The organism is Enterobacter sichuanensis, assembly GCF_002939185.1.
Taxonomy (GTDB): Bacteria; Pseudomonadota; Gammaproteobacteria; order Enterobacterales; family Enterobacteriaceae; genus Enterobacter; species Enterobacter sichuanensis.
The window spans coordinates 51,287-67,618 of record NZ_POVL01000026.1; the positions used below are offsets into that span (position 1 = coordinate 51,287).

The following is a 16,332-nucleotide window of genomic DNA, read 5'->3' on the forward strand; positions in this document are numbered from 1 at the left end:
GAAAAGATGATTTGTCCACGTTGTGCCGATGAACATATTGAAGTGATGGCAACCTCACCGGTGAAAGGGGTCTGGACGGTTTATCAGTGCCAGCATTGTCTGTATACCTGGCGCGATACCGAACCGCTGCGTCGTACCAGCCGCGAGCACTATCCGGAAGCGTTTCGTATGACGCAGAAGGATATTGATGAAGCACCGCAGGTGCCGACAATCCCGCCGCTGCTGTAAAAAAAAGCCCGGTGGCGCTGCGCTTACCGGGCCTACGGGTTTTGTAGGTCGGGTAAGGCGAAGCCGCCACCCGGCAAAATAGACCGCAGAAAACTAAACCAGACTCTTCAACCGATAAATCCACTCCAGCGCCTGGCGCGGCGTGAGGGAATCCGGGTCGAGATTCTCCAGCGCTTCCACCGCCGGTGATGTCTCTTCCGCAGGTGCCAGCAGCGACATCTGCGTGCCATCAATTTGCGTCGCCGCCGCGTTGGGGGACAGGCTTTCCAGCTCACGCAGCTTCTGACGCGCGCGCTTGATCACCTCTTTCGGTACCCCTGCCAGCGCCGCGACGGCCAGGCCATAGCTCTTGCTCGCTGCGCCATCCTGCACTGTGTGCATGAAGGCGATGGTGTCGCCATGCTCCAGCGCATCAAGGTGAACGTTAGCCACCCCTTCCATTTTTTCCGGCAGTTGCGTCAGCTCGAAATAGTGGGTAGCGAACAGCGTCATGGCTTTGATTTTATTCGCGAGACTTTCCGCGCAGGCCCAGGCCAGCGACAGACCATCATAGGTGGATGTTCCGCGTCCCACTTCGTCCATCAGCACCAGGCTGTGCTCCGTCGCGTTATGCAGAATGTTAGCCGTTTCGGTCATCTCGACCATAAAGGTTGAGCGACCGCTCGCCAGATCGTCCGCTGCACCCACGCGGGTAAAGATCCGGTCGATGGGGCCAATCTCCACTTTTTGCGCCGGAACGTAGCTACCAATATAGGCGAGCAGGGCAATCAGCGCCGTCTGGCGCATATAGGTACTCTTACCGCCCATGTTCGGACCGGTAATGATCAGCATTCTTCGCTGCGGTGACAGGCTCAGCGGGTTGGCGATGAACGGTTCATTCAGCACTCGCTCAACCACCGGGTGACGGCCTTCGGTAATCCGAATGCCGGGTTTGTCGGTAAAGGTTGGGCAGGTATAGTTCAGCGTTTCAGCGCGCTCAGCCAGGTTCACCAGCACGTCCAGCTCTGCCAGCGCACTGGCGCTTAACTGCAGGTCGGCCAGATGCGGCATCAGCATGTCGAACAGCTCGTCATACAGCTGTTTTTCCAGCGCCAGCGCTTTGCCTTTGGAGGTGAGGACTTTGTCTTCGTACTCTTTCAGCTCAGGAATAATATAGCGTTCAGCGTTTTTGAGCGTCTGGCGACGCACGTAATGAATCGGTGCCAGATGGCTCTGCCCGCGGCTGATCTGAATATAGTAACCGTGTACCGCGTTATAGCCGACCTTCAGGGTGTCGAGTCCAAGACGTTCGCGCTCGCGGATTTCCAGTTTATCAAGATAGTCCGTCGCGCCGTCGGCCAGCGCGCGCCATTCGTCCAGCTCCGCATTGTAGCCAGGGGCAATCACGCCGCCATCACGAACAAGTACCGGAGGCGCATCGATAATGGCGCGTTCGAGCAGCTCGCGAAGCTCGGTAAATTCGCCCATGGTGTCGCGGAGTTTCTGTACCGGCTCGCTGTCAACGTCACTCAACTGAGCACGCAGCTCTGGCAGTTGCTGGAATGCGTGACGCATCCGCGCGAGATCGCGTGGACGCGCGGTCCGCAGAGCCAGACGGGCCAGGATACGCTCCAGGTCGCCCACCTGGCGCAGGACGGGCTGTATCTCGGTATAGCGATCCTGCAACGCGGCAATCGTCTGCTGACGGCAAACAAGCGTTCCGGTATCGCGAATCGGCATGTGCAGCCAGCGTTTCAGCATGCGGCTGCCCATGGGGGTCACCGTACTGTCGAGGACCGAGGCAAGCGTATTTTCGACGCCCCCCGCCAGGTTCTGCGTGATCTCCAGATTACGGCGCGTGGCGGCATCCATGATGATGCTGTCCTGCTGGCGTTCCATGGTGATCGAGCGGATATGCGGCAGGGCGGTGCGCTGGGTATCTTTCACGTACTGCAGGAGGCAACCTGCCGCACACAGCCCGCGTGGGGCATTTTCGACACCAAAGCCAATCAGATCGCGGGTGCCAAACTGCAGATTCAGCTGCTGGCGCGCGGTATCAATTTCAAACTCCCACAGCGGACGACGGCGTAACCCGCGGCGGCCTTCAATGAGCGCCATTTCGGTAAAATCTTCGGCATAGAGCAATTCTGCCGGATTGGTGCGCTGTAGTTCAGCAGCCATCGTTTCACGGTCAGCCGGTTCACTCAGACGAAAACGTCCGGAGCTGATGTCGAGCGTCGCGTAGCCAAAGCCTTTTCCGTCCTGCCACAGTGCGGCAAGCAAATTATCCTGACGCTCCTGCAGCAGAGCTTCATCACTGATGGTGCCTGGCGTGACGATACGCACGACTTTGCGTTCCACCGGACCTTTGGACGTCGCGGGATCGCCGATCTGTTCGCAGATGGCGACGGACTCCCCCTGATTCACCAGCTTCGCCAGGTAATTTTCTACCGCATGATGGGGGATACCAGCCATAGGAATGGGCTCACCCGCCGATGCACCACGTTTGGTCAGCGAGATGTCGAGCAGCTGCGATGCACGCTTAGCATCGTCATAAAACAGCTCGTAAAAATCGCCCATACGGTAAAACAGCAGGATTTCCGGATGCTGTGCTTTCAGCTTCAGATACTGCTGCATCATTGGGGTGTGAGAGTCTAGATTTTCTATTGTACTCATCGGTTTGTGATGTCCGTTTTCTTAATTTTTAATGAGTTAGTGGTTTTTGTGGTTATCGTTAGGTTTCACTATGTCTCATCGAATATCATGAAATCCTACATTTAAATGTAGGTTAAAGTGTAGCTTGCCAACCTGTGACTTGGTAAAATATGGGCACACACAGTGCAACCTACATTTATGTTCATGACTGCATAAGGTGCATGATAACGGAGTCTTTATGGTAGGAAAACAAGAGGGAAAGCCACTTTCGTTTAAAGCGGTAGAAATGATGAAGCCTGGCGACAAAGATAAGGCTGATGTAGGCGAAAATCGTGGCTTACGTGTCTCCTGCGGTGCAACTGGGGTTAAGTCTTTTTTCTACCGTTACACAAGTCCTCTGACTGGCAAGCTTGCTCAGGTTAAAATTGGTAACTTTCCGCAGACTTCTCTAGCTGCTGCACGTCTCAAACTCCACGAATTAAAGCTCCTCCGACAGGAAGGTCGGTGCCCTGCGACTGAACTCAAACAAGATAAGCTCCAGCGTGCGATTGAAGCTGAACAGGCTAAGATCCCTGAATTGACCGTACAGGGATTGGTTGAACTGTATCTTACCGAACGTATTGAGGATCGTAAAACGAAGGACGGGAAGGTCATTCCCGGTGCCAGAAAGCCGAAAGGGCAGGCTGAGGTTCGTCGTACTCTCTATGGTGACGCTGTTAAAAGCTTAGGAACCCGGAATGCTGCTGAGATTACGCGCCAGGATGTCATTAATTTAATCAATAACATTGTAGCTCGAGGTGCAACCGTACAGGCTGGGAATGTACTGAGGGAGCTTTCACTCGCATATGAATTTGCAATCGGCCTTGGGCGATTTGATGATAATTTCGCGAATCCGGCGCTGTTAGCAAAATCCAGCTTACGACAGACCAGAATCAAGCTCACAAACGGACGTGGAACACGAGTACTGAGCGAGGACGAGCTTGCAAAATTCCTTAAATGGCTTCCGGGTTCGGCTTACACGCCAACGATCAAAAACGTGTTACGTCTGACTCTCTGGACCGGGTGTCGTACCGGTGAAGTCTGCAATATGGCATGGAAGGATGTTGACCTTGAAAAGGGGACAATACACCTACGTGAAACAAAAACAGGCATTGAACGCTATGTGCAGCTACCTAATCAGGCCATTGATTTTTTAAAGGTTTTACGACTCAATTCCGATGCTTATTTGTTCCCTTCATCCCGTACGAAGTTGCCAATACAGCAGAAATATCTCACTGAGAACGCTTGGCGTATGCGGGAATCAGGAAAAATGCTAGATATACCCGGTTGGAGGCCACATGATTTAAGGCGGACGGTACGAACAGGGTTATCACGGTTACAATGCCCTAATGAAGTCGCTGAGGCTGTTCTTGGGCATACCAAAGGCGGGGTAGAAGGTATTTATAATCTATATAAATATGATGCTGAGTGTAAAAAATGGTTGCAGATATGGGCTGATTATTTAGATACCCTTCTGGATTAATTACATCAGGGGGCTGTGGCGTATTTGCCACGTTGTAACTGGTGTTGCCATCCGCTTGGTATAATCACTCACAGATTGCGATTGTGATGATAACTATTTGCACAAAGGAAATGATATAACCGAAGGCCCACTTCTCGCTCAAAGCGGATCTCCAACCCAGTTAACAAGTCCGCTTCGTGCCAAAAGCAGAACTTGCTTACATTGTGCTATGTTAATTTGTTGGGAGCAGGTCACAAAATCCAGCCAGGACGAAAATAAATAATTGCCATACATTTAGTGTTGATTATTTCGGGATTGTTCATCTATTCTGATTGTATCAGCGAGCAGGCCGGAGTCACTCTTCGTGGATCATCCCATACTTCAGAAAACAATCGTTCTCTTTATTCTTGCCCTATGGGTAATTGATCCATTCAGGACAAAGAGAAGAAAGCATACTGAATCCACCATTGAAGAAGCCGATGCCAGAGAACGTCATAAATGGCGATATCTCAGATGGGGAGTGCGAACAATACAAATTGCAGCGACAGTATATATGTTTGCTATGCTGATTCAGTTTTTACTGAAGTAGACGGCTCAGGCAGGTACGACCGGACGGAATTGGCAGCCAATTCAGCGGAGGCCGGACGGGGTTAAACGTCCCCTCTGTGCCAGTGACCTGCTCCTCGTTGATTCACACGGAAGGCTGTTAGAAATGTGCAATTTTTGCTCACAGCAGACTGTAAGAGTTGATTGTGTGTTGCACTGTGAGATCAAATCAAAACCAATATATTCAGGCATCTTCCCACAGCGCACCCCATTCAACAGGCAATTGCTCCTTATCAAATCCCTCAAACCAGTAAACACTACTTTTTGCCCAACAATAGGCACTTCTCCCCAACCCTAATGAAACAATGCGCGACTCCAGTCCGGCTTGAGACGACCATGCCGTTTAAGGCGCACACCATTACAAGCAGTTGCTCATATTGAGGGAAAGTTAATAAAGAAACTTAACGGCATTTCCTCTTTTGCGCACGTTTCAATTGCCTTGATATCCAGTCTTGGTTACGTTTGCGAATTTTTTGTTTCATTGGCTACTGTTCTGATTCGACTCACTTATTAATCAATGATCTTACTGTATTCCAACGCCATGCTTTGTACAGGAATGTCCGCTTTTCGCTCATAGCAGACGGTTTATAATAATTGTGCCCTGCTGGAGGGCACATCGCTATGTGAAATTTCAATTGATGCAGATTGGTTTTGCCAACTTAAGTTAAGCTTGGTTTCTCAATCCTTTTTCCCATCCAGCATGTCAATCATCATGGGATAAATTCTGTCGCAACTTATCTCTGGATTTTGTACAGCAAAATTCCATCCTTCATCCATCGCAGCAGCAACTTCAGTTGTTGAAGCTATGGGCCAGTCGCTTACGGTGCCATAGACTTTACGGATGGCCTGGTTCTTGTCCATACCCGAACGCTGCTGCTGGCACATACTGACCATCACTTCTGCGGCCTGAGCAGGCTGGCTTACCGGGTACGCTGCCAGCGCCGGAGCGGATACTGTTGTGATGAGCAGTGCGGTAATAATATGCTTCTTCATTGTGTTACCCCTCACTGAACCGGAATACCCTGGACCGGGCTGTTGTCCCATGTCATCGGTCGGTCTTCCGGAATTGCCGGGGCACTGTCAGTGGCCGGTTTGTCAAAAACAGGTTTTGCGCTGGCGGGAAGGTCATCCGGTGAAATAACTCGAGTTTTCACACCCAGCTTCCCACCAACAGCGGCGTTCATCTGGTCGCAGAGGGTTTTTATCTGGAGCCGGATACCGCTCTGGTTTATTCCTTCGCTTTTGAATTGCTGCTCAAGAATAAAGCGGTCCTGAAGGGAATGGTAATAGTTAATATTGTCCTTCGTTAATGTCATGATGTTGCCGGTATTATCCTGATAGCGATTGCTGCGGATAAGTTTGTCCAGTGCGGTTAAGGCCTCATCGCCAGTGTAACCATACTGGTGGCAGGTATTCAGGGTGGCATAAGCCTCATACAGCCCCTGCAAATTTTCTGCGGGGAGTGTTTTTGCCCCGGCACAACCTGAAAATGCCAGAAGCAACATGGCAGCGGTTTTCCTCATCTTCGGTGATCTCCTTTCATTGACGTTTTCATTATCCGTTATGCGCGCTACCGTTAACGGATGCGGATATTTCTGGTGATTTTCCTGGGTGTCAGCGGGCTGCGTTTTTCCACAAAGAAATACGCAACATTGAACGCTGATTTACGATGGTTGCCTCGGCCCAGGGAGGGCCAGTTTCTGAAGGACTCAATCTGTTCTTCGGTATAGGGCGTGTCAGAAAAATCGAACAGTACCAGCAGGGCTTTGCCGTCATACTTCATCAGTTTCTTTACCTCCGTGCTGTTGACTGAGGCTGACAGTGCAGAACGGGCGGCTCCTGGCTTACGGACGGCGAACTCCACCGCCACATCGTCAATGACGAAATCAATATAGCCATGCCCGGAGATACTGCCGGGCAGTTTCCCCCGGACTTCCGGTGAGACGCTGTCGGCAAACCAACCCAGCAGGTAGCAGCGTACCAGCGGTAGCAACTCCCGTTCACTGCATTCGTTAAGGCGCAGGGTTTTGACAAATGCTTTCCGGTAAAGGGAACTAAAAAGGTACTCAAAGCATTCCGTTACTTCAGTAATGGTGGTCGACATACCCTGCTTCCTTCAGCTTTCGTTTTTGACAGACCTACCTGCATAGCGCTCAGGCCAGATGGTTTCGGGCGTAGTGTTCAGTGCCTCCGCAATAATCTTTTCCGCCCGCGGATAGTGGCGCTCAAAAGCGTTATTCAGCGTCCTGGAAGCCAGCCCGTGTTGCCGGGAGAGAGCTGACAGGGAAAGTCCCCGCTTATGCAGGGCGGCGACAATATCTGCCCGGTGCCAGTTAACAGCACTTCCCTTACTTCGCTTTTTTTGCGAATCTGTTGAGTTACTCAATGTATTCACTCCGGGTTGTTAGTACCGGAGACATTAAAAGCGAGCAAAAGGAAGTTATCAAGTTCCTTTTATGGTTATTTGCGCTCATTTAACTAACGCTTTGATAAGAGGTGAAATTTTATGAGCAGTGAACAGATGACTGAGCCCTGTGATGCCGGAATGACGGACAGGGGGGAGTGGCTTACAGCAGAGCAGTTTGCCGGAATGGAAGGAATGCCGGGCACAGCGAAAGGGGCGCGGCTACGTCTGGAAAAGCTCACAGCCCTACATCCGGAAATCCGCCGCAAACGCACCAGTGGGAAGGGGTTTCTGTACCATATCAGCGCGGCAGGGATGGCGTTGAAAAGTGAGCGGGATGCGGCAGATACCTCAGCAGACGAGCAGCTTAACCTGTGGATACAGTTGTTCCGTACCATGAAACCGGCCTCTAGGGATAAACTTTTGCAGCAGGCTCTGGCTCAGGTTGCAAGGGACCTGTCTGAAGGAGGCGTTAACCAGTAACAAGTGAAGGAGTCGCTGGATAAGTGATAACAAGAATCACTTGCATTAATATATTGATTTTGTTATAATTTATACAGTGGCAGCCATCATGCGCTCAGCCACTGTATCACCACCATTCCGGCTGGTTCACAGCCATCACTTATCCCGGAAATTTACAATGACACTTCCTCGAGACGTTCATGCGTCCCGCCAGGGACAGCATGACTATTTGTGTGGCATCTACAGCCTGATTAATACCCTGAGTTACCTCTATGACGGCAGAGTAAGGCGGGAAAAATTAATGTACCGCCTGCTAAGCAGCTATAAGCGACGATGGGACTTATTTGATCTCCTGACGCTTGGCCTGGATGAAGAGCAGATGGACCACCTGATAGCAGATGTTCTGCTGAGAGGGCATTACGCCCAACATTATCCCCTCTATTTTCATACTCCCTTCCGTTATCGAACCTTGAGAACTCACCGAATATTTCATGATATCAGCGACTGGCTGGCTTCACCGGAGAATCAAGCGCAGCGCGTGGTGATTATGGGGACCACATGGCACTGGTCAGTGGTGGTTCGTACCGATGCTACCCGGTTGTTTTTGTTTGATAGCCTGGGGATACGCAGCCAGCGAAAGGACACGTTTTCAGTACAACCTGAGCTGAAGCGCCATACGTTGCTGCCGGATGCCATTTACTTTGTTGAACGTGAATTCTGAACTAAAAGGTAAGGAGTACATCATGACGTTTATCGCAAGTGATCGTAGCGGTCATTATCAGACGCTGGAGCCGGTTACCCGCGAACAGATTATCCGGTTTGCCCATTCTTTGCTGACCCGCCAGTTTCGCAATCGCCGAAAAATCACCTCATCTGAAGATGTACGTCAGTGGCTGGTGATGAAGCTGGCGCTTGAAAACCGTGAATCTTTTGGTGTGATAATGCTTTCACAGCAACATCATATTCTCGGCTACCAGACATTGTTTACCGGTACGCTGAGCCAGACGATGGTTTATCCCCGCGAAATAGTCAGCCTGGCACTGACGCACAACGCTGCTGCTGTGATACTGGTGCATAACCATCCCAGTGGTGAGCCTGAACCGAGCCAGGCCGATAAACTCATTACCCAAAAAATTACAGACGCACTGGCGTTGCTGGATATCCGCGTGACCGACCATCTCATTGTGGGAGGCGACAAAGCCTGGTCTTTCGCTGAACACGGGTTACTGTGAGTTACCTGGTTTAATACACATTAACCACGGTAATCTACGTTCGCCTTATCCCTTCATTTTTTAAACTGTAAATACTGAGGTTTTACCCATGAACATCAATGCCGTTATTCAACCGGCAGGCTTTGTGCTGCCTGTCAGTCTGCAGCTGTTCGACATGTTGATGGCAGAGGCGGGCGAAATACCTGCCAGTAAACATCGCGTCACCGCCGTTACGCTCAACTTCTGGGACCCGGACTACAGCGTGGAGCGGGGCGGTTATCACCCGGTGGAAATCCGGCTAGTTCACCAGGGGGACGAGTGGTGTCTGGACTACGCCACCGATTTTGGCTATGTCGGCAACGTTTATCCCGAGCTTGAGAAAATCATCGATATCAGCTGGTCGCAGGGCTATGTCTGGCACTGCCGTACAGGGGATTTGTCCCCGTCTGAGGCCCGGGCGCTATACACCCTGTGGGAGCGCAACTTCCTGAGCTATCACGCCAGCGGGGTCTACACCACCCGCGTGATGTGGGAAAGCTGAACTGAAGATAATAAAGCCCTGCCGGAGGCGTATCTCACTGGCTGGAATATGGAGACACAAATATGACCCATTCAACACATACACCGTCGCCAGCAACCCCCTGGTGGGGGCTCTGGCGTGATGTGACGCCGCTGTTTGGTGCACGACTGGTACAGGAAGGCCACAACCTACATTTTCTGGCCGACCGGGCCGGGTTTAGCGGTGTGTTCAGCGAAAGCGATGCACGCCATCTGGACCAGGCCTTTCCGCTGTTCATGAAGCAGATGGAAGGCATGCTGTTGTCTGGTGAGCTGGAGCCGCGCAGGGCGAAGGGCATCACACTGCAGGCGAAGGAACTGACTTGTGAGGCTGATACGCTTGGCTCCTGCGGCTATGTATATATCGCCATTTATCCCACTCCTGTCCCGGTTCCAGCAACACAGGACTGAACATATCCGTTCTCTCTTCTGCCGGGCGGATTTCCATAAGCGCGGGCCGGGTTGCCGTTCATGTTCGCGCCTTTTTCAATACTACCCACATTATCACGAGAATACTGTCATGAAAAAACAACCTGTCTCACCGACACGGGTGGCATCGTGCTGCCTGTCGCCTGCTGAAGTCTGGCGCACCCTGCTGACTCACCTGTTGGCACAGCACTACGGGCTTACCCTCAGCGATACGCCGTTTGGCGAGGAAGACACCATTCAGGCGCATATTGAAGCCGGTGTTCCCATGGCGGAGGCCCTGAATGCTGTCGTTGAGATGTATGATCTGGTACGCACAGACCGGGACAATGCGGGCTTTATCCTTGGCTCCCCATTGATTACTACTATTGATGTTCTCCGGGCGCGAAAAGCCACCGGGCTTCTGAATCGGGGAACGTATAAGGCCGTCAGCCATATCACGCAGGGGCGCAGGTCTGCCCCGGACCGCGCCACAATCGCTGAACCCGGAGCGCCGTTGCCGTTGCTGCCATCGGACACGTTCACCCGACAGGATGCGGAGCGTGTTGTGTCAGCGTATGACCGTGTCGCTATTGAGGATGACCAGCATACCCACTTTCGGCTGGCAATACGCGATGCTGAAGGTCAGCTTATCTGGCGGGTCTGGAACTTTGAGCCCGGAGCCGGGCAGGGTCTTAACCACTATCTGCAACGCTATGGCGTGAAAAAATGACCACGCAGGGCTGAATGACATTACCAGATGAATTGACTGCTTCCCCGGCCTGCATGGCCGGGATACTCCATTTTTCAGTATTAAGGATGATGTTATGACCTCGAACCACAAGGGCAGGCGCGCGGAAACTGTACGCCTGCAAAACGTCTCCACCACCAATCCGGCACAGCTTTGGCTGGCAGGTCTGGCGCCTGCCGGGCGCAAGGGGATGCAAAGCCAGCTTCGGCGCTGTGCCGGTATCCTGCTTCCGGGCTCGGATATCGACAGTTACCCCTGGCAGATGCTGAACTACACGGGGGTGATGCTGGTGCGCTCGGCGCTGCTGAATGAGGGCTATGCTGTTGCTACCGTGAACATGGCGCTGTCGGCGCTGAAATCAGTTGCCGGAGTGGCCTTCAGTATGGGGATACTGGATGCTGATATGCTGGAGCGGATACGCAACGTCAGGCGGGTCAGTGGTGACGGTTGTCGGCAGGGGCGTGCGCTGGCCCGCCATGAAATCCGGTCAATGCTGACGGCGGCAGCGACGTATTCCTCCGTGCGCTGTCAGCGCGAGCGGGCCATTTTATTGCTTCTGTGTGGTGCCGGGCTGCGTGCGGGTGAGCTGGTTGCCCTTAATGTTGAGGATATTGACGTCTCCACGGGGATCGTTTGGGTCAGGGAGGGGAAAGGGCGCAAAAGTCGTGATATTCACCTTGCCGTAAAGGTTTGGACACAGCTGCGGCGCTGGCTAAAGTGCCGGGGAGGGCATGAGGGGCCGTTATTCAGTCGTATCAGCTTGGCAGACCGGCTTGGGCCACGTAGGCTTACCACTACCGGATTGACGGGGCTGTTGGCACAGCTACGCCAGGCCGCTGGCGTGGACTATTTTACCCCGCACGACCTCAGACGAACGTTCATTACACAACTATTGGAACAGGGAACCGACCTCAACGTGGTACGCCAACTGGCAGGTCATGCCGATATCGCCACAACCACCCGCTATGACTACAGGGGCCGAGGTATGCTGGACAGGGCCTCCCGAGCGTTCTGTTGCTGGTAAATCGTAATGGGGGGGATGGCCTTCGTCACCTGCTGGCTAAACAATCAAACGGGGCCAGGGACTATTTTTGATGACTCACAGGCACGTCCAGGGCGGGCTTAGTGCTATGGGGAAGCCGGGAAAGTACGACCAACTCACCACTCCTGATGAATGACACTATCGTACTTCGCGGCCTGGGTATTCCAGAGATACTTGCAGTGTACAGTCTTACCGCCTGGCGCCTCTGCTGAGGCATCATTTTTCCAGTTGTATGTCATTATTTACATACTGACTAATATCATTTTCACTCCATTCCCCTTTCTTCCTATTCGGCGCTCTGTAGCTGCTTTCATTCATGATTTCAGCAACCTCTGCAAGTCTGCGTCTATGTGTATTACGCTGACCTTTCTCGTAAAGCTTGTTAATCATCGTCCGGAGAAAGAACTTATGAGGATTGTCTGTCGCTTCGCTGGCTCTGCACTCAGTGCCCAGATTTTTAGCCACAATGTCTGATACCACTTTTTCCCCTAAGCATGCTTCTGCCTGACTGTGGATACCGGCAGTGACAGCTATACTGCGGAACATATTGATTTCATCGCCCTTCATTTTACCTTCTGACAAGTTTTCCTGAAGTAACGCCAGTAATTCCAGTGTGGTTTCGTCAAGATAAACTTTCACCTGGGTCAGTCCCGCATCTGTCCGCATCTTTGTCGACCGCTGCTGGCGGCTCATCTGTTTTTTCCCTGCCATGTGTGGCTCCCTTCTTTAGCCATTTTAACCACTCTAGCATCTCCCATGTCTGGCCGACATTGATCATACACAAGTGTCGGCCCGACAATGAAACGTCTAACGTGCTTGCAGACGTCCCAAAACGTAGCCGCAGCTTCCGAATTTCGATCTTGTGAATAAGGCACTCCTTGAACTGCTCAAGAGTGCAGAAATATGAACGAGATGAAACTGGTGAAAATTCGGGTCGTACTGGAGCGCTGTGCGGTGAGCCGCGCCACGTTGTACCGGATGATTGAGAAAGGCACTTTTCCACGCCCTAAATCCCTGACTGGAGGGCGAGCGGTAGCCTGGCTGGAAAGTGACGTCAGTGAATGGATTGCTTCCCGCGTCACTACAGGAGGCTGCTGATATGTTTGGTGCAAAAGACCGCATTGCGCGATCAGTATACGTATCGCTGACAGAAGAAGAGCGCCAACTGGAAAAGCTGGCTCTCACCATTCCAGGGTTTGAAACCCGGGATCGGATGGAGAAAGAGCGCCAGTACCGTATAAGAGCAATACAAAAAGCTGTCCAGCAGGACAGGAATGATAACGAGAATGAAAGCAAAGAAGTCAGAAAAGCACACAAAAAGTGGCGAGGAAAGGCTCTTCGGCTAAAGAGGAAACTTAAAGCCTGTATGTTAGATAAGCCATGTGGCAGTGCTGCGTGCCCACAGTGCTTCCGCCTGCACAGGTTACGTAAACTGGCTGAACTGGCCCCGCTGCGGGGGTGTATGAGCGCGTACAGAGTGGTTACGCTGGTTTATTACGATGCCATGCTGGAAGAAGAGCAGATCAGTTGCTGGGACCATAAGAAATTCCGGGAACGGGTCTACAAGATGGTAAAAAGAGCCGGATTTACGGACAAAATAGTGGGGGGCTATGAGCTGGATTTTCACACCGATATTCAGCGCTGGATGCCTCATTTGCATCTGCTGATGCCAAGAGAGCCTGGCGCGCTCAAAACGCTAAGGAAGGCGATGAAAAGAGACAAAAATATACGGGCCAGAGCAGGGATAATTAGTCGACCAATGAAAAGCCAAAAACTAAGGGATTTTGATGCGCAGGTAACTTACTGTTTCAAGGGGATGTGGCAGGAAGTAAGACCCTACTCTGATGAGGTTGGCAAAAGGAGGACCCGCAAGCACAGGCTGCCACCTGTTCTACTGGCACGGGCGCTATGTAAGCAGGATGAGATGGGGTTTACTGGACTGACATTTACTTCTGGGGTGAGAACCCGTAAGTAGTTTGTCCATAAGACAGGATGTCCATAAGCGTTTAGACGCATGTAAGCCATCAGTTGATACACTCAATGGGTATGTATATCTATATGGGTGTATCAACACTATTCAGTGAATATCGTCGGTCATGGTGTCAGATTACATCTGGCTTAAATGTTTCACAGCCCAGATGTGTCCTCCAATAATAAGTAATGTTTCCATCAGTATCTGGTCCCATCCATACCTTTTGATTGAGAAAAAGCATTAGCACTTCTGTTCATGTGGGCGATTCCAGTAATCCACGACACGTCACCCGTATGTAGCCTTACAAGAGAAAAGACTTCGCAGTTTTCACTTCTTCTTGTCCTCTCCGCTTTTACGTGGACAATAGGGCAAAACCAAGAGGTAATAAAATGACTAATTTTTCTTCAATGGCGGCTTTCTTATGGTCCGTCGCTGACTTACTACGTGGTGATTTCAAGCAATCTCAGTATGGCAGAGTGATTCTGCCATTTACCGTTCTTCGTCGTCTTGAGTGCGTGCTTGCGCCTACCAAACAGGCTGTACTTGATAAGTTACCTGTGGTTGAAAAGCTTGATGAGAACGCTGCCGATGCAATTCTTCGCCACGCTTCCGGGCAACACTTTTACAATACTTCGCCGTTGGACCTCAGTAAGTTGGGGGAAACACAGCCACGACTTAATCTTGAACGTTACATTCGCTCATTCAGCTATGACGCGCGTGAGATCTTCGAACACTTTAAATTCTATGAGTTTATACAGCAGCTTGATGATGCCAATTTACTCTACAAAGTAGCCAAAAAATTTGCCGAGGCTGATTTGAGCCCTTCTTCTGTCAGTAACCACGATATGGGGCTGATATTTGAGGACTTGATCCGCCGGTTTGCAGAAGGTTCTAACGAAACGGCGGGTGAGCACTTTACGCCACGGGATATCGTGCGACTGACAACCTCTCTGGTGTTTGCGGACGACGATGCAGCGTTGACTAAACCGGGACTGATCCGCCGCATCTACGATCCTACTGCCGGGACAGGCGGCTTCCTTTCCAGTGGTATGGAATACCTGCATGGAATAAATCCCAGTGCCAGCCTTCGGGCCTATGGTCAGGAGCTAAACCCAGAGTCTTACGCTATCTGTAAAGCGGACATGCTGATCAAGGGACAAGATATCAGCAATATCAAGCTGGGTAATACCCTCTCTGACGATCAGCTCTGGAATGAGCGTTTTGATTACTGCCTGTCCAACCCACCGTTTGGCGTTGACTGGAAAAAGATTGATACCGTTATCCGCAAAGAACATAAAAAGGGCTACGATGGGCGTTTTGGACCCGGTTTGCCGAGAGTATCCGATGGTTCTTTGCTGTTCTTGCTGCACCTGATTAGTAAGATGAACGATAACAGCCGTATCGGGATCATTCTTAATGGTTCGCCACTCTTTACCGGAGGTGCGGGCAGTGGTGAAAGCGAGATCCGCCGCTTTGTGCTGGAACAGGATCTGCTGGATGCTATTGTCGCATTGCCGACCGATATGTTCTACAACACCGGGATTGCGACTTACATCTGGGTACTCAGCAATCATAAACCGAAAGAACGTAAGGGCAAGGTGCTGCTGATTAATGCCACGGAGCAATTTGCGCCGATGCGGAAATCTCTTGGTAGTAAGCGTAAAGAGTTAACGGAAGCGCAGATTGACGAGATTGTGAATCAGTATACGCGCTATCAACCTTCGGCTAATGTTAAGCTGTTTAAAACCTCTGATTTTGGCTATCGCCGTATTACGGTGGAAAGACCGCTTAAGCTGGCATTTTATCCACGCGATCTTGATCGTCGCGTAGCGTTGCTGGCGGATAAAGACTGGTCCAAATATGGTGATTTAGAGTTATTAGCCGCTCTGGATGCAATGGATGATAAATATTTAAGCCGGGAAAAATTCAAAAAAGCATTGCCGAAAGTTTCTGCTGCTCAGTTTAAGTTGTTGATAAAACACTTAAGTGAAACAGATGAGAATGCTGAAGTTTGTAAAACTAAGGGTAAGCCAGAACCTGACGCCAGTTTGCGTGATTATGAAAATGTGCCGTTGAGTGAATCTGTTGAAACGTATTTCACACGCGAGGTATTACCCTATATACCTGATGCGTGGATCGATATCGAAAAAACCGATCCTTATGATGGACAGGTCGGTTTAGTGGGTTATGAAATTCCTTTTAACCGCTATTTTTATCAGTATCAGTCGCCACGTTCCTTGGAAGAGATTGATCGCGACTTGGATGAAGTGAGCAGAGAAATTATGGTCTTGCTGGCGGAGGTACATTCGTGAAGTACAGAGCATATTCAGAATATAAAGACTCTTGTGTGGAATGGCTTGGAGAGATCCCTGCTAGATGGACACTTGAGAAATTCAAATACTTGTTCCAAGTAAGTAATGAAAAAAATGGTGTGGAGCCTGTTGGGCAGATGTTATCTGTATCCGGTTATAGGGGAGTAGAAGTAAAAGAGTACAATGATGAGGCAAAGAAAAGAACGCTTGAAGAAGTAGCAGAATACCGTGTTGTGAGAAAAGGGC

The 16,332-nt window shown here is 51.0% G+C and carries 18 protein-coding genes and 2 pseudogenes; 14 read left to right on the forward strand and 6 right to left on the reverse strand.

Features of this window, described 5'->3' with window-relative positions:
* Positions 1-6 precede the first annotated feature (6 nt).
* The gene (locus C5687_RS13150) at positions 7-228 is read left to right on the forward strand and encodes a non-oxidative hydroxyarylic acid decarboxylases subunit D (RefSeq protein WP_003862116.1); all 222 of its coding nucleotides are present in this window, start codon (positions 7-9) and stop codon (positions 226-228) included.
* A 93-nt stretch (positions 229-321) separates the two neighbouring features.
* On the opposite strand, the gene mutS is transcribed toward C5687_RS13150, so the two are convergent.
* Positions 322-2,883, reverse strand: coding sequence for a DNA mismatch repair protein MutS (mutS, locus tag C5687_RS13155; RefSeq protein ID WP_104557088.1), 2,562 nt, complete (start codon positions 2,881-2,883; stop codon positions 322-324).
* Positions 2,884-3,100: 217 nt separating this feature from the next.
* On the opposite strand from mutS, the gene C5687_RS13160 reads away from it, so the two are divergent.
* Positions 3,101-4,384, forward strand: coding sequence for a tyrosine-type recombinase/integrase (locus tag C5687_RS13160; protein ID WP_032333284.1), 1,284 nt, complete (start codon positions 3,101-3,103; stop codon positions 4,382-4,384).
* Positions 4,385-5,647: 1,263 nt separating this feature from the next.
* On the opposite strand, the gene C5687_RS13170 is transcribed toward C5687_RS13160, so the two are convergent.
* The 4 genes from C5687_RS13170 to C5687_RS13185 are packed head-to-tail and all read right to left on the reverse strand — an operon-like array spanning position 5,648 to position 7,355.
* Positions 5,648-5,962, reverse strand: a complete 315-nt coding sequence (locus C5687_RS13170) for a hypothetical protein (protein ID WP_032333283.1) — start codon at positions 5,960-5,962, stop codon at positions 5,648-5,650.
* Positions 5,963-5,973: 11 nt separating this feature from the next.
* Entirely contained in the window at positions 5,974-6,492 is a 519-nt protein-coding gene (locus C5687_RS13175; RefSeq protein WP_032333282.1) for a hypothetical protein, read from the reverse strand.
* A gap of 53 nt (positions 6,493-6,545) precedes the next feature.
* Positions 6,546-7,073: a hypothetical protein gene (locus tag C5687_RS13180; RefSeq protein WP_000108266.1), complete on the reverse strand. Its 528-nt coding sequence runs from the start codon at positions 7,071-7,073 to the stop codon at positions 6,546-6,548.
* A gap of 12 nt (positions 7,074-7,085) precedes the next feature.
* Positions 7,086-7,355: a helix-turn-helix domain-containing protein gene (locus C5687_RS13185; RefSeq protein WP_001442951.1), complete on the reverse strand. Its 270-nt coding sequence runs from the start codon at positions 7,353-7,355 to the stop codon at positions 7,086-7,088.
* A 120-nt stretch (positions 7,356-7,475) separates the two neighbouring features.
* On the opposite strand from C5687_RS13185, the gene C5687_RS13190 reads away from it, so the two are divergent.
* The 8 genes and pseudogenes from C5687_RS13190 (at position 7,476) to C5687_RS13220 (ending at position 11,784) form a co-directional block, all read left to right on the forward strand.
* On the forward strand, positions 7,476-7,856 hold the full coding sequence (locus C5687_RS13190; RefSeq protein WP_061300993.1) for a hypothetical protein: 381 nt from the start codon (positions 7,476-7,478) through the stop codon (positions 7,854-7,856).
* Positions 7,857-8,013: 157 nt separating this feature from the next.
* Entirely contained in the window at positions 8,014-8,556 is a 543-nt protein-coding gene (locus C5687_RS13195; RefSeq protein ID WP_000174655.1) for a hypothetical protein, read from the forward strand.
* Between the two features lie 22 nt (positions 8,557-8,578).
* Positions 8,579-9,067, forward strand: a complete 489-nt coding sequence (locus tag C5687_RS13200) for a JAB domain-containing protein (RefSeq protein ID WP_045146589.1) — start codon at positions 8,579-8,581, stop codon at positions 9,065-9,067.
* Between the two features lie 88 nt (positions 9,068-9,155).
* Positions 9,156-9,587 carry a DUF2787 family protein gene (locus tag C5687_RS13205; protein WP_063255736.1) on the forward strand — a complete coding sequence of 144 codons (432 nt, stop codon included), beginning with the start codon at positions 9,156-9,158 and terminating at the stop codon, positions 9,585-9,587.
* Between the two features lie 62 nt (positions 9,588-9,649).
* The gene (locus C5687_RS13210) at positions 9,650-10,015 is read left to right on the forward strand and encodes a type IV toxin-antitoxin system YeeU family antitoxin (RefSeq protein WP_032333278.1); all 366 of its coding nucleotides are present in this window, start codon (positions 9,650-9,652) and stop codon (positions 10,013-10,015) included.
* A gap of 109 nt (positions 10,016-10,124) precedes the next feature.
* Positions 10,125-10,481, forward strand: a pseudogene (locus tag C5687_RS25380) (TA system toxin CbtA family protein); the annotation flags it as partial.
* 51 nt (positions 10,482-10,532) lie between these two features.
* A complete protein-coding gene (locus tag C5687_RS25385; RefSeq protein ID WP_224393860.1) occupies positions 10,533-10,742 on the forward strand; it encodes a DUF905 family protein in 210 nt (69 codons plus the stop codon).
* Between the two features lie 94 nt (positions 10,743-10,836).
* A complete protein-coding gene (locus tag C5687_RS13220; protein WP_032333276.1) occupies positions 10,837-11,784 on the forward strand; it encodes a tyrosine-type recombinase/integrase in 948 nt (315 codons plus the stop codon).
* A gap of 234 nt (positions 11,785-12,018) precedes the next feature.
* On the opposite strand, the gene C5687_RS13225 is transcribed toward C5687_RS13220, so the two are convergent.
* On the reverse strand, positions 12,019-12,513 hold the full coding sequence (locus C5687_RS13225) for a hypothetical protein (RefSeq protein ID WP_063857557.1): 495 nt from the start codon (positions 12,511-12,513) through the stop codon (positions 12,019-12,021).
* A 192-nt stretch (positions 12,514-12,705) separates the two neighbouring features.
* On the opposite strand from C5687_RS13225, the gene C5687_RS13230 reads away from it, so the two are divergent.
* The 4 genes and pseudogenes from C5687_RS13230 to C5687_RS24600 all read left to right on the forward strand — a co-directional run.
* A complete protein-coding gene (locus C5687_RS13230) occupies positions 12,706-12,900 on the forward strand; it encodes a helix-turn-helix transcriptional regulator (RefSeq protein ID WP_032333275.1) in 195 nt (64 codons plus the stop codon).
* A 1-nt stretch (position 12,901) separates the two neighbouring features.
* Positions 12,902-13,777 carry a hypothetical protein gene (locus C5687_RS13235; protein ID WP_063255735.1) on the forward strand — a complete coding sequence of 292 codons (876 nt, stop codon included), beginning with the start codon at positions 12,902-12,904 and terminating at the stop codon, positions 13,775-13,777.
* A gap of 386 nt (positions 13,778-14,163) precedes the next feature.
* Positions 14,164-16,086 carry a type I restriction-modification system subunit M gene (locus C5687_RS13240; protein WP_032333273.1) on the forward strand — a complete coding sequence of 641 codons (1,923 nt, stop codon included), beginning with the start codon at positions 14,164-14,166 and terminating at the stop codon, positions 16,084-16,086.
* Positions 16,083-16,332, forward strand: a pseudogene (locus tag C5687_RS24600) (hypothetical protein); the annotation flags it as partial. The gene C5687_RS13240 and the pseudogene C5687_RS24600, both read left to right, overlap by 4 nt.